Source organism: Streptomyces gobitricini (assembly GCF_039532985.1).
GTDB lineage: Bacteria > Actinomycetota > Actinomycetes > Streptomycetales > Streptomycetaceae > Streptomyces > Streptomyces gobitricini.
Genome location: NZ_BAAASR010000014.1, coordinates 190435 through 202913 on the forward strand (window position 1 = coordinate 190435; position 12479 = coordinate 202913).

Annotated in this window: 8 protein-coding genes; 3 read left to right on the plus strand and 5 right to left on the minus strand. The window is 70.6% G+C overall.

Annotated elements, in window-relative coordinates; translation table 11 throughout:
- The first annotated feature begins 8 nt into the window (after positions 1-8).
- The gene (locus ABD347_RS12355; RefSeq protein WP_344360140.1) at positions 9-1595 is read left to right on the plus strand and encodes a Na+/H+ antiporter; all 1587 of its coding nucleotides are present in this window, start codon (positions 9-11) and stop codon (positions 1593-1595) included.
- A 124-nt stretch (positions 1596-1719) separates the two neighbouring features.
- Here the strand turns inward: ABD347_RS12355 and ABD347_RS12360 are convergent, their stop codons facing one another.
- Positions 1720-2898: a mechanosensitive ion channel family protein gene (locus ABD347_RS12360; RefSeq protein ID WP_344360142.1), complete on the minus strand. Its 1179-nt coding sequence runs from the start codon at positions 2896-2898 to the stop codon at positions 1720-1722.
- Positions 2899-2929: 31 nt separating this feature from the next.
- Between ABD347_RS12360 and ABD347_RS12365 the strand changes: the two genes are divergently transcribed.
- Entirely contained in the window at positions 2930-3499 is a 570-nt protein-coding gene (locus ABD347_RS12365; protein ID WP_344360144.1) for a dienelactone hydrolase family protein, read from the plus strand.
- A gap of 148 nt (positions 3500-3647) precedes the next feature.
- Here the strand turns inward: ABD347_RS12365 and ABD347_RS12370 are convergent, their stop codons facing one another.
- The 4 genes from ABD347_RS12370 to ABD347_RS12385 all read right to left on the minus strand — a co-directional run bounded on the left by ABD347_RS12370 (position 3648) and on the right by ABD347_RS12385 (position 8615).
- The gene (locus ABD347_RS12370) at positions 3648-5303 is read right to left on the minus strand and encodes an alkaline phosphatase D family protein (RefSeq protein WP_344360145.1); all 1656 of its coding nucleotides are present in this window, start codon (positions 5301-5303) and stop codon (positions 3648-3650) included.
- A 319-nt stretch (positions 5304-5622) separates the two neighbouring features.
- Complete coding sequence (locus tag ABD347_RS12375; RefSeq protein WP_344360147.1) at positions 5623-6459, minus strand: thioredoxin domain-containing protein; 837 nt, start codon at positions 6457-6459, stop codon at positions 5623-5625.
- A gap of 46 nt (positions 6460-6505) precedes the next feature.
- On the minus strand, positions 6506-7192 hold the full coding sequence (locus ABD347_RS12380) for a hypothetical protein (protein WP_344360149.1): 687 nt from the start codon (positions 7190-7192) through the stop codon (positions 6506-6508).
- Between the two features lie 88 nt (positions 7193-7280).
- Positions 7281-8615 carry a DUF2252 domain-containing protein gene (locus ABD347_RS12385; protein ID WP_344360151.1) on the minus strand — a complete coding sequence of 445 codons (1335 nt, stop codon included), beginning with the start codon at positions 8613-8615 and terminating at the stop codon, positions 7281-7283.
- 180 nt (positions 8616-8795) lie between these two features.
- Here ABD347_RS12385 and dnaE point away from each other — a divergent pair, with 180 nt between their 5' ends.
- Entirely contained in the window at positions 8796-12335 is a 3540-nt protein-coding gene (gene dnaE, locus ABD347_RS12390) for a DNA polymerase III subunit alpha (protein WP_344360153.1), read from the plus strand.
- The last annotated feature ends 144 nt before the right edge of the window (positions 12336-12479 follow it).

Here is a 12479-nt window from a genome sequence, read left to right on the forward strand (position 1 = left end):
GGCGCACCGTGGACCAGCTGGCTCTGCTGCTCGTGCTGCTGCTCGGGGCGGTGGTGACCGTGCCTCTCGGGGAGCGGCTGGGGCTGCCCGCCCCGGTGCTGATGACGCTCGCGGGCATGGCGCTGGCACTGCTGCCCTTCGTGCCGAACGTGGAGGTCCCGCCGGAGTTCATCCTGCCGCTGGTGCTCCCGCCCCTGCTGTACGCGACGGTGCAGCGGACGTCGTGGCGCCAGTTCGCGGCCAACAAGCGGCCCATCTTCCTGTTGGCGGTGGCGCTCGTCTTCGTCACCACGGCCGCCGTCGCCGCCGTGGCGAGCGCCGTGGTGCCGGGCCTGCCGATCGCCGCCGCCGTCGTGCTCGGCGCGCTCGTCGCACCTCCCGATCCGGTCGCCGCGACGGCCGTCGCGGGCTCCCTGGGGCTGCCCCGCCGGCTCGTGTCGATCCTCGAGGGCGAGGGGCTGTTCAACGACGTCACGGCCATCGTGCTCTACCACGTGGCGATCGGTGCGGTCGTCGGCGGAACCTTCTCCTGGGGGGAGGCGGCGGGCGAACTGGTGCTGTCCGCCGTCGTCGCCATCGCGGTCGGGCTCGCGCTGGGCTGGCTGTCCGACAAGCTGCTGGTGCTGCTGGGCGACGCCACCCTCCAGAGCGGCCTCACCCTCCTGGTGCCCTTCGCCTCCTACGCGCTCGCCGAAGAGCTGCACGGCTCCGGTGTCCTCGCGGTCCTCGTCACGGCCCTGTTCCTCGCGGAGCACGCGACGGACGCGGACGACGTCATGGGCCGGATCGCCGGGCGCGCCTTCTGGGAGATCGTCGACACCCTGGTCACGGGCATCGCCTTCGGACTCATCGGCCTGGAACTGCACAACGTCTTCGGCACGGCCGACGGGCGGGAGCTGCGGATGCTGGGCTGGGGCGCCGCCATCGCCGCCTGCGTCGTCGGCGTACGACTGCTGTGGCTGCTGCCGGCGACATGGCTCGCCAAACGGCTCCATACGCGGCGGGACTACGACGAGGAGATCCCCGTGAGCTGGCGGGAGACCGTCGTCATGTGGTGGTCCGGCATGCGCGGCGTGGCGTCGGTCGCACTGGCGCTCGCGATCCCGTTGCGCACGGAGGACGGGGCGCCGTTCCCGGGGCGGGACGAGATCGTCTTCATCGCGTTCTGCGTCATCATGGCGACCCTCGTGGTCCAGGGCCTCACCCTGCCCTGGCTGGTGAAGAGGCTCGGCGTACGCGCCGACACGGACGAGGAGCGCGAGCTGGAGCGGAAGCTCGCCGTCCGGGCCGCCGGTGCCGCGAAACGGCGCCTCAAGGAGATCCAGGAGGTCGAGGACCTGCCGGAGGAACTGCGGGAGCGGCTCCAGCGCGTCGCGTTCGACGTGGGGGTGCGGATCAGTCCCGACCTGGTCGACGAGGAGCGGCGGTCGGCCTCCGCCCAGCGGGCGGAGCGGTTCAAGATGATGCAGCGCATCCAGCGGGAACTGATGTCGGCCGCCCGCCACGAGGTCCTGGCCGCCCGCAGTGAGCCCGGCGCCGACCCGGAGGTCGTCGATCGCGTCCTGCGCCACCTGGACGTCCGCAGCCTGCGCTGACACCGACCCGGCCCGCCGGTGGCCCGGGGCGGTGGTTTCCGGGGCCCTGGCCCGGGGCGGTGGCGCGGTGGCGCGGTGTGCGGTTCGGCGCCCGCGTGGGGCCCGCCCCGGGAGGTCCCGGGGGTCAGCCGCGGCCCGTGCGGGGGGCGTCCTCGACGGGGGCGTCACCGTCCAGGACGTACCCGTCCGCGTTGTTGCTGTGGACCTCCGCCGGGCGGGGCGGCCGGCGCACCCCCTTGCCGCGCTCCGGCCACTGCCCGTCCGGCGGCAGCGACGCGGCGGCCGTGGCGATACGGGGCAGCGCGTAGGGGTGCTTCTCGTACAGCCAGGCGATCATCTGCTCACGGACCACGCACCGCAGTGACCAGATGTCGTCCGCGTCCTTCGCCGTGACGACCGCCCGCACCTGCATCGTGCTCGGGGTGGTGTCGGTGACTGCCAGCGACCAGTCACGTCCGTCCCAGGTGGAGCAGTTCGCGAGAATGCCCTTGAGCTTCTCGCGCATCAGGCTCACCGGGGCCGAGTGGTCCAGGTGGAAGAAGACCGTGCCGGTCATCTGGGCGCCGCCCCGGGACCAGTTCTCGAACGGCTTGCTGGTGAAGTACGAGACCGGCATGGTGATCCGGCGCTCGTCCCACGTCCGTACGGCGAGGAACGTCAGCGTGACCTCCTCCACCACGCCCCACTCGCCGTCCACCACCACCGTGTCGCCTATCCGCACCATGTCGCCGAAGGCGATCTGGAAGCCGGCGAAGAGGTTCCCGAGCGTGGACTGGGCGGCGACACCGGCGACGATGCCGATGATGCCCGCGGAAGCCAGCATCGACGTACCGATGGTCCGGAAGTCCGGGAACGTGAGCAGCATCGCCGCGACCGCGACCACGGCGACCACGGCCGTGACGATCCGCATGATCAGCGTCACTTGGGTGCGGACGCGGCGCACGCGCGCGGTGTCCCGGGTGGACGAGGCGTACCGGGCGTAGGTGGACTCCACTATGGCCGCGGCGATCCGCACCACCAGCCAGGCGCTCGCCCCGATCAGCACCAGCGACAGTGCCCGGCCGATCCCGGTCTCGTGGTCCTCGATGACCGACCAGTGCGTCTGCCGGTAGGAGCCGCGCAGGAGGGCCGTGAGCAGTACCACCTGCAGTGGCAGCCGGCAGCGGCGCAGCAGCCCCCACAACGGGGTCTCGTGGTGCCGGGCGTCGGCTCGGCGCAGCGTGACGTCGGCGAGGTAGCCGACGACCAGCGTGAGCACGACCGCCCCACCGACGACGGTCAACGGGCGCAGTACGTTCTCCATGGCTCCTGGATCCAGCTGGCAGGATGGCCGGATGAACATCATGCTCTTCCACTCGGCCTACGGTCCGCGCCCGGCCGTGCACGCCGCAGCCGACCGGCTGCGTGCCGCCGGGCACCACGTGCACGTGCCCGACCTCTACGACGGTCAAACGGCCGACACGATCGAGGAGGGCATGGCGATCAAGGAGCGGACCGGCAAGGAGGAGCTGCTCAAGAGGGCCGTCATGGCCGCCGCCCCTTACTCGGAGCAGGGGCTCGTCTACGCCGGGTTCTCCATGGGGGCGTCCATCGCGCAGACCCTGGCGCTCGGCGACGAGAAGGCGCGTGGCCTGCTGCTGTTGCACGGCACCTCCGACATCGCGCCGAACGCCTCCGTGGACGGCCTCCCGGTGCAGCTGCATGTCGCCGATCCGGACCCGTTCGAGTCCCATGACTGGCTGAACGCCTGGTACCTGGGGATGGGTCGGGCGGGGGCGGACACCGAGGTGTACCGCTACCCCGGTGCCGGGCACCTCTTCACCGATCGCGGCCTGCCGGACTACGACGAGGACGCCGCCGAGCGGGCCTGGGCGATCGCGGCGGCCTTCCTGGAGAGCCTGTAGCGGTGCACGTCCCGTGCGGCGGCCGCTGACGGCACCGGTGGCGGGCGGCGTGTCCCCGTTCGGGCTCTCCGGGACGCGCCGCCCGCCACCGCCCTGTGGTCCCCGTCAACAGGAGCGGTTATGGCTGGAAACCCTCACTGCCGGCCCGTCAGCGCACCGGGGCGTCCACCCGCTCGACCTTCTGGGTACCGCTCAGCGTCCGGTAGGAGCGGATCCATGCCGAGGACGCGTCCGGCCTCGTCCTGTCGGAGACGGTGTAGTAGTCCATCTGCGAGCGCTCGGCGGTGACGTCGAGGACGCCGTACCCGTGGTTGTCCATGTCGACCCACTTCACATGGCGGTTGGCGCCCCGGAGTGCCGCCGCCGCGACCAGCGAGACCGTGCCGGGAGCGACGCCGAGGATGTCGTCCAGGTTGTCGGAGGTCACCGACGTCACCACGAACTCGGTCGCCGCCGACCGCGACACCGGGTAGGTGGCAGCCGTCACGGGCACGTCGTTGGCCCAGGCCATGTGGATGTCACCGGTCAGGAAGACCGTGTTGGTGATGGACCGGCCCGTCAGGTGGGCGAGGAGTTCCCTGCGGTCGTCCGTGTAGCCGTCCCACTGGTCCACGTTGATCGCCACGCCGCCCCGGGGCAGACCCAGCAGCTCCGCGACCGGCCCCAGCAGATGGGCGGGCAGGGAACCGAAGGCGACCGGGGAGATCATCACCGAGGTTCCCACCAGCTTCCAGGCCGCGTCGGACGACGCCAGCCCCGCCTTCAGCCAGTCCAGCTGGGCGCGGCCGGTGATCGTGCGGTCGGGGTCGTCGACCCGGCCGCTGCCCGTCGGCGCCTGCTGCGAGCGGAACGAGCGGAGGTCCAGCAGGTGCAGGTCGGCCAGTTTGCCGAAGCGCAGCCGGCGGTAGACCGTGCCCTCGGTGGAGGCGCGGACCGGCATCCACTCGAAGTACGCCTGCTTCGCGGCCGCCGCGCGGGCCGTCCAGTCGCCCTCCGTGCCCGGGGTGTGGTTCTCCGCGCCGCCGGACCAGGTGTCGTTGGCGAACTCGTGGTCGTCCCAGATGGCGATGACGGGGTGCGCCGCGTGCAGGGCCTGGAGGTGGGCGTCGGTCTTGTAGGTGGCGTGCCGCACGCGGTAGTCGGCGAGGGTGACTATCTCGTGCTTGGGCTCGTGCTGCCGCACGACGTGCTCAGGCTTGGGGTAGGCGCCCGTTCCGTACTCGTAGATGTAGTCGCCGAGGTGGAGTATCGCGTCCAGGTCGGTACGGGCCGCGAGGTGGCGGTACGCGGAGAAGTGGCCGGCCTCCCAGTTGGCGCAGGAGACCACGCCGAAGCGGACACCGGCCGTGGTGGCGTCCGCCGCCGGGGTCGTGCGGGTCCGGCCCACGGGGGAGACGGCCGTCGAGGGGTCCGTACCGGCCGTGAAGCGGAAGTAATGGACGGTCTCCTGGCGAAGGCCCCTGACGTCCACCTTGACGGTGTGGTCGGTGGCGGCCGTCGCCGTGACCGCGCCTCGCGCCACGATCCGGCTGAAGGCCCGGTCCTCGGCGACCTCCCATCTCACCTCGGTGTCGGGGCCCTTGCCCGATCCGGGAAGGGCGTCCGGGGCCGGGGTCACCCGCGTCCACAGCAGGACGCCGTCGGGCAGCGGGTCGCCCGAGGCGACGCCATGGAGGAAGGCGGGCGCCTGGGCGTTCGCCGCGGCGGGCGCGGCGGCGGCGAGTACGGGTGTGGCGATGGCGGCGGCGGCAGCGGTCTTGACGACCGTGCGGCGGCTGGGTGCGGGAAGAAGACGACTGGTCACGGCCGATCAGATTACTGATCGGTAGAGCGCGTGAGCGGGCTAACTCCCGGGAATTCGCCCGCCCGTTGGCCGAAAGCCATGCCTCGCTCACCACGTGGCGGCGACCGCGCCGCGGGCGGTGACCACCCCGCGCGGCGGCCTCACCGGCGGTGGCGGCCTCACCGCACCGTGGGAACCTCACCGCCGGCCGGCCGGGAAGGTGCCGGCGGCGCGCGTCGATCCGGTGGGGGCGCACCCCGGGAAGAAGGGCGGGCCGTACGGCCTGTGCGCCGAAGGGCGCCCCACCGGCCGCCGGCCCGCCTTCCCGGAGGCCCCGGTGTCACCCCTTGAGGGCCTTGTCGATCGCCGCGGTGAAGTCGGGGACGGTCATGGGGGCGTTGCCCCGCGCGTCGGTGACGGGCTTGCCGTCCATCTTCAGCGTGGGCGTGCCCGTCACGCCGCTCTTCTCGAAGGCCTCGGACATCTTCAGCGCCCAGGCGTCGAAGGTGCCCTCCTCCACGTTCTTCTTGAACGCGGCGTTGCTCTTCAGGGCCGGAACGGTGTCGGCGATCGCCAGGAGGTAGGAGTCCTTGGCGAATTTGTCCTGGCTCTCCTCGGGGTGGTACTTCGCCGAGTAGAGCGCCGCCTTGTAGTCCAGGAACGCCTCGGGGCCGACGTCGAGGGCTGCTCCCAGCGCGGACAGCGCGTTCTTGGAGCCCTCGCCGTTCGCTCCGATGCGGCCCTCGGAGAGGTCGTCCTCGTCGATGAACGTGGCGCCGACGTACTTGAGCTTGTACTTGCCGGCGGCGACGTCCTTCTCGATCGTCTCGCCCACCCCCTGCTCGAACGTCGCGCAGATCGGGCAGCGGGAGTCCTCGTACACCTCCAGCGTCTTCTTGGCGGCCGGCTTGCCGACGACGACAGTGGTGCCGTTCTCGCCCGAGGTGTTCTTCGGCGCGGTGACGCTCTTCGCGTCCTTCGCCGCCTCCCAGTGGGAGGGCTTGTTCGCCTGCATCACGGCGTAGCCGACACCGCCGGCCAGCGCCAGGGCGGCGAGCGCCGAGACACCGACGGTGACCTGCCGGCGGACCTTGTCCTTCTTGGCCTGGCGCTCGCGCTCCTGGCGAAGACGCTCGCGGGCCGCCGCCTTGTTGGCCTGGCTGTTGCGTGCACTCATGATGGTGTTCTCCGTGACAGATCCGTACGAGAAGGGACTGTGGTGCTCAGGCGGCGAGGGCCGCCCGGCACGGCGGTCCCCGCCGCCCCACGGAGTGCACGAGAAGACGGGTACGGGAGGGCCGCGGCCGGCTCGCGAGCCGCACGCCCCGCCGTGCGGCCGGACGCGCCGCACCGATCGCGGCGACGGCGAGCAGCAGGGGCCGGAACGCGAAGGCGGCCACCGAGCGCACCAGCCCGGCCAGCGCGCTCTCGCCCCGCCGCAGCCAGGCCGAGGCGATCAGCCCGACCGCGACATGCGCGGCCAGCAGCAGCCAGGGCAGCGCCGGGTCGGGGGAGCGCAGCAGGGCGGCGGCGCCACCCTCCGGGACCACGACACCCGGCAGCGGGGCGCCCACGGCGCCACCGCACAGCACGTCGACGCCCACCGACCGCAGGGACCCCGCCACGGGGCCGCCGGCCGGTCCATAACAGACGTGCTGGCCGGTGGTGAAGACCGTGTCCGCGGCCAGCTCCAGCGGGACGAGGAGCCCGGCGATGTTCCAGAAGCCGCGTTCGGAGCCCGCCGAGGCGTACGCGATGCCGAAGACGGCGGCCGCGACGCCCGCGACGGTGACGACGGGCAGCGGGACCCCGGACAGCAGCACATGGGAGGCCACGGACAGCGTCACGACCAGAGCCGTGAAGAACGCTGCCCGCAGCCACCTGAGCCGGGTCCCGGATATGCCGTCCATCGCCGGAGAGTGTGCCACGCCTGCCGGTAAACGGCCCTTAAGGATCCGGCCTTCGCGGCCGCCCCGGGGCGGGTTCCCGCCAGGTCCCCTACAGGCCGGGGATGCGGCCGTTGCGGAACAGGTCGACGAAGATCTGGTGGTCCGCGCGCGCCCGGGCGCCGTAGTCGTGCGCGAAGTCCACCAGCAGCTCCCCGAAGCCCTCCTCGTCGGCGGCGATCGCCGCGTCGATGGCGCGCTCGGTGGAGAACGGCACCAGGGAGTGCCCGCTCTCGTCGTCCGCCGCCGCGTGCATGGTGGCCGTCGCCCGGCCCAGGTCGGCGACGGTCGCGGCGATCTCCTCCGGGTCGTCGATGTCCGACCAGTCCAGGTCCACCGCGTACGGCGAGACCTCCGCCACCAGCTGCCCGGCGCCGTCGAGCTCCGTCCAGCCCAGCCACGGGTCGGCGTGCGCCTGGAGCGCCCGCTGCGAGATGACCGTGCGGTGCCCCTCGTGCTGGAAGTACTCGCGCACCGCCCGGTCGGTCACATGGCGCGACACCGCCGGGGTCTGCCCCTGCTTCATGTAGATCACGACGTCGTTCTCCAGGGCGTCGCTGTTGCCCTCGAGGAGGATGTTGTACGAGGGCAGTCCGGCCGACCCTATGCCGATGCCGCGCCGCCCCACCACGTCCTTGACGCGGTACGAGTCGGGCCGGGCCAGGCTCGACTCGGGCAGCGTCGCCAGGTACCCGTCGAACGCCGCCAGCACCTTGTAGCGGGTCGCCGCGTCCAGCTCGATCGTTCCGCCGCCGGCCGAGAACCGGCGCTCGAAGTCACGGATTTCCGTCATCGTCTCCAGCAGCCCGAACCGGGTCAGGGAGCGGGCGTCGCGCAGGGCGTCCAGCAGCGGGCCCTCGGCCGTGTCGAGGGTGAAGGGTGGGAGCTCCGGCACGCCGGAGCTCCCTGTGCCCTTCGCCAGGGCGTGGACGCGCTCCCGGTAGGCGGCGGCGCAGATCCGCACCAGTTCGGTGATCTGCTCGTCGCTGAGCGCCTTGGAGTAGCCGACCAGGGCCAGGGAGGCCGACAGCCGCTTCAGGTCCCAGGTGAAGGGCCCGACGTACGCCTCGTCGAAGTCGTTGACGTTGAAGACCAGCCGTCCGTTGGCGTCCATGTACGTGCCGAAGTTCTCGGCGTGCAGGTCACCGTGGATCCACACCCGGGCGGTCCGCTCGTCCAGGTACGCGCCGCCGTGCTGCTCCCGGCCGAGGTCGGCGTAGAACAGGCAGGCCGCGCCCCGGTAGAAGGCGAAGGCCGAGCCGGCCATCTTCCGGAACTTGACACGGAAGGCGGCCGGGTCGGCGGCGAGGAGTTCGCCGAAGGCGGTGCCGAAGACGGAGAGGATCTGCTCACCGCGCTCCTCGGCGGTGGGCTGCGGGACCGACATCGCGGGGTGCCTCCTGGCGCTGGGTACACGAGTGCGCGCTTGACCGCGCGCATGACAAAAGGGGCGGGCCCTCCGTGCCCCTCCAACGCGTGACCGTGCCCCCGCGTGCCCGGTCGTTGTCAGTGGGGCGACGTAGACTTCCGAGCTGTCCCCCATCCCCGACCGCCGGAGGCAGCAACCGTGTCGAAGCCGCCGTTCACGCACCTTCACGTGCACACCCAGTACTCCCTGCTGGACGGTGCCGCGCGGCTCAAGGACATGTTCAACGCCTGCGGCGAGATGGGCATGACGCACATCGCCATGTCCGACCACGGCAACCTCCACGGGGCGTACGACTTCTTCCACTCGGCGAAGAAGGCGGGGGTCACCCCGATCATCGGCATCGAGGCGTACGTAGCCCCGGAGTCGCGCCGCAACAAGCGCAAGATCCAGTGGGGCCAGCCCCACCAGAAGCGGGACGACGTCTCCGGTTCGGGTGGCTACACCCACAAGACGATCTGGGCGGCGAACGCGACCGGCCTGCACAACCTCTTCCGGCTCTCCTCCGACGCGTACAAGGAGGGCTGGCTGACCAAGTGGCCGCGTATGGACAAGGAGACCATCGCCCAGTGGTCGGAGGGGCTGATCGCCTCCACCGGCTGCCCCTCCGGTGAGCTCCAGACCCGGCTGCGCCTCGGCCAGTTCGACGAGGCCCTGAAATCGGCCTCCGAGTACCAGGACATCTTCGGCAAGGACCGGTACTTCCTGGAGCTGATGGACCACGGCATCGAGATCGAGCGCCGGGTCCGCGACGGCCTGCTGGAGATCGGCAAGAAGCTCGGCATCCCGCCCCTGGTCACCAACGACTCGCACTACACGTACGCGCACGAGGCCTCCGCCCACGACGCGCTGCTGTGCATCCAGACCGGCAAGAACCTCTCCGACCCCGACCGCTTCAAGTTCGACGGCACCGGCTACTACCTCAAGTCCACGGACGAGATGTACGCCATCGACTCCTCGGACGCCTGGCAGGAGGGCTGCGCCAACACGCTCCTGGTCGCCGAGCAGGTCGACACCACCGGCATGTTCGAGAAGCGCGACCTCATGCCGAAGTTCGACATCCCCGAGGGCCACACCGAGGTCAGCTGGTTCAAGGAGGAAGTGCAGCGCGGCATGCACCGGCGCTTCCCCGGCGGCATCCCCGAGGACCGTCAGCAGCAGGTCGAGTACGAGATGGACGTCATCATCCAGATGGGGTTCCCGGGGTACTTCCTCGTCGTCGCCGACTTCATCATGTGGGCCAAGAACCAGGGCATCGCGGTGGGCCCCGGCCGGGGCTCCGCGGCCGGGTCGATCGTGGCGTACGCGCTGGGCATCACCGACCTCGACCCCATCCCGCACGGCCTGATCTTCGAGCGCTTCCTCAACCCCGAGCGCGTCTCCATGCCCGATGTCGACATCGACTTCGACGAGCGCAGGCGCGTCGAGGTGATCAGGTACGTCACCGAGAAGTACGGCGAGGACAAGGTCGCCATGATCGGCACGTACGGCACGATCAAGGCCAAGAACGCGATCAAGGACTCCGCGCGCGTGCTGGGCTACCCGTACGCGATGGGTGACCGCATCACCAAGGCCATGCCCGCCGACGTCCTCGGCAAGGGCATCCCGCTCTCCGGCATCACCGACCCCTCCCACCCCCGGTACTCCGAGGCGGGCGAGGTCCGCGGGATGTACGAGAACGAGCCGGACGTGAAGAAGGTCATCGACACCGCGCGCGGCGTGGAGGGCCTGGTCCGGCAGATGGGCGTGCACGCCGCCGGCGTGATCATGTCCAGCGAGCCGATCGTCGACCACGTCCCGGTCTGGGTGAGGCACACCGACGGCGTCACCATCACACAGTGGGACTACCCGAGCTGTGAGTCGCTCGGCCTGCTGAAGATGGACTTCCTGGGCCTGCGCAACCTGACGATCATGGACGACGCCGTCAAGATGGTGAAGGCCAACAAGGGGATCGACATCGATCTCCTGAGCCTGCCCCTCGACGACCCGACGACCTTCGAGCTGCTCCAGCGCGGCGACACCCTGGGCGTCTTCCAGTTCGACGGCGGCCCCATGCGGTCCCTGCTGCGGCTGATGAAGCCCGACAACTTCGAGGACATCTCCGCCGTCTCGGCCCTCTACCGGCCGGGTCCGATGGGCATGAACTCGCACACGAACTACGCGCTGCGCAAGAACGGCCAGCAGGAGATCACCCCGATCCACCCGGAGCTGGAGGAGCCGCTCAAGGAGGTCCTGGGCGTCACCCACGGCCTGATCGTCTACCAGGAGCAGGTCCAGAAGGCCGCCCAGATCATCGCCGGGTACTCGCTCGGCGAGGCCGACATCCTCCGCCGCGTCATGGGCAAGAAGAAGCCCGAGGAGCTGGCCAAGAACTTCACCATCTTCCAGGCCGGCGCCAAGAAGAACGGCTACAGCGACGAGGCGATCCAGGCCCTCTGGGACGTGCTGGTGCCCTTCGCCGGCTACGCCTTCAACAAGGCGCACTCCGCGGCGTACGGACTGGTCTCCTACTGGACCGCGTACCTCAAGGCGAACCACCCCGCCGAGTACATGGCGGCGCTGCTCACCTCGGTGAAGGACGACAAGGACAAGTCGGCCGTCTACCTCAACGAGTGCCGGCGCATGGGCATCAAGGTGCTCCCGCCCAACGTCAACGAGTCCGAGTCGAACTTCGCCGCCCAGGGTGACGACGTGATCCTCTTCGGCCTGTCCGCCGTGCGGAACGTCGGTACCAACGTCGTCGAGTCGATCATCCGGTGCCGCAAGGCGAAGGGGAAGTACACCACCTTCCCCGACTTCCTCGACAAGGTCGAGGCGGTCGTCTGCAACAAGCGCACCATCGAGTCGCTGATCAAGGCCGGGGCCTTCGACGAGATGGGCCACACCCGCAAGGGTCTGGTCGCCCACCACGAACCGATGATCGACAACGTGGTCGCCGTCAAGCGCAAGGAGGCCGAGGGACAGTTCGACCTCTTCGGTGGCATGGGGGAGGAGACGAGCGACGAGCCGGGCTTCGGACTGGACGTCGAGTTCTCCGACGTCGAGTGGGAGAAGTCCTACCTCCTCGCGCAGGAGCGCGAGATGCTCGGCCTCTACGTCTCCGACCACCCGCTCTTCGGTATCGAGCACGTCCTGTCGGACAAGGCCGACGCGGCGATCTCCCAACTGACGGGCGGGGAACACGCCGACGGCGCGGTCGTCACCATCGGTGGCATCATCTCCGGCCTCCAGCGCAAGATGACCAAGCAGGGCAACGCCTGGGCGATCGCCACCGTCGAGGACCTCGCCGGCTCCATCGAGTGCATGTTCTTCCCGGCGACGTACCAACTGGTGTCCACCCAGCTCGTCGAGGACACCGTCGTCTTCGTCAAGGGCCGCCTCGACAAGCGGGAGGACGTGCCCCGGCTGGTCGCCATGGAGCTGATGGTCCCGGACCTGTCGTCGGCCGGCACCAACGCGCCCGTGGTGCTCACCATCCCCACGGTGAAGGTGACCCCGCCGATGATCAGCCGCCTCGGCGAGATCCTCACCCACCACAAGGGCAACACCGAAGTACGGATCAAGCTCCAGGGGCCGCGGTCCACCACCGTGCTCCGGCTCGACCGGCACCGCGTCCAGCCCGACCCGGCGCTCTTCGGCGACCTCAAGGTGCTGCTCGGCCCGTCCTGCCTGGCCGGCTGACCGACGCTCCGCCCCAGAGCCCGCGCGGCTGGGTGACCGGCGCTCGGCCGTCCTGTCCGGTGGGCCGGCCGGCGCCCGGTTCGGTGCGGCTGGTCCGGTGTCCGCGCGGCTGGTCCGGCCCTGGGGTGAGTGGCGTTCGGCCCG

What these genes read in the sequence shown, in the direction of transcription:
- ABD347_RS12380 (WP_344360149.1), bottom strand. Translation starts at nt 7,192, where the DNA reads ATGGACGGCATATCCGGGACCCGGCTCAGGTGGCTGCGGGCAGCGTTC.
- ABD347_RS12385 (WP_344360151.1), bottom strand. Translation starts at nt 8,615, where the DNA reads ATGTCGGTCCCGCAGCCCACCGCCGAGGAGCGCGGTGAGCAGATCCTC.
- ABD347_RS12375 (WP_344360147.1), bottom strand. Translation starts at nt 6,459, where the DNA reads ATGAGTGCACGCAACAGCCAGGCCAACAAGGCGGCGGCCCGCGAGCGT.
- ABD347_RS12360 (WP_344360142.1), bottom strand. Translation starts at nt 2,898, where the DNA reads ATGGAGAACGTACTGCGCCCGTTGACCGTCGTCGGTGGGGCGGTCGTG.
- ABD347_RS12365 (WP_344360144.1), top strand. Translation starts at nt 2,930, where the DNA reads ATGAACATCATGCTCTTCCACTCGGCCTACGGTCCGCGCCCGGCCGTG.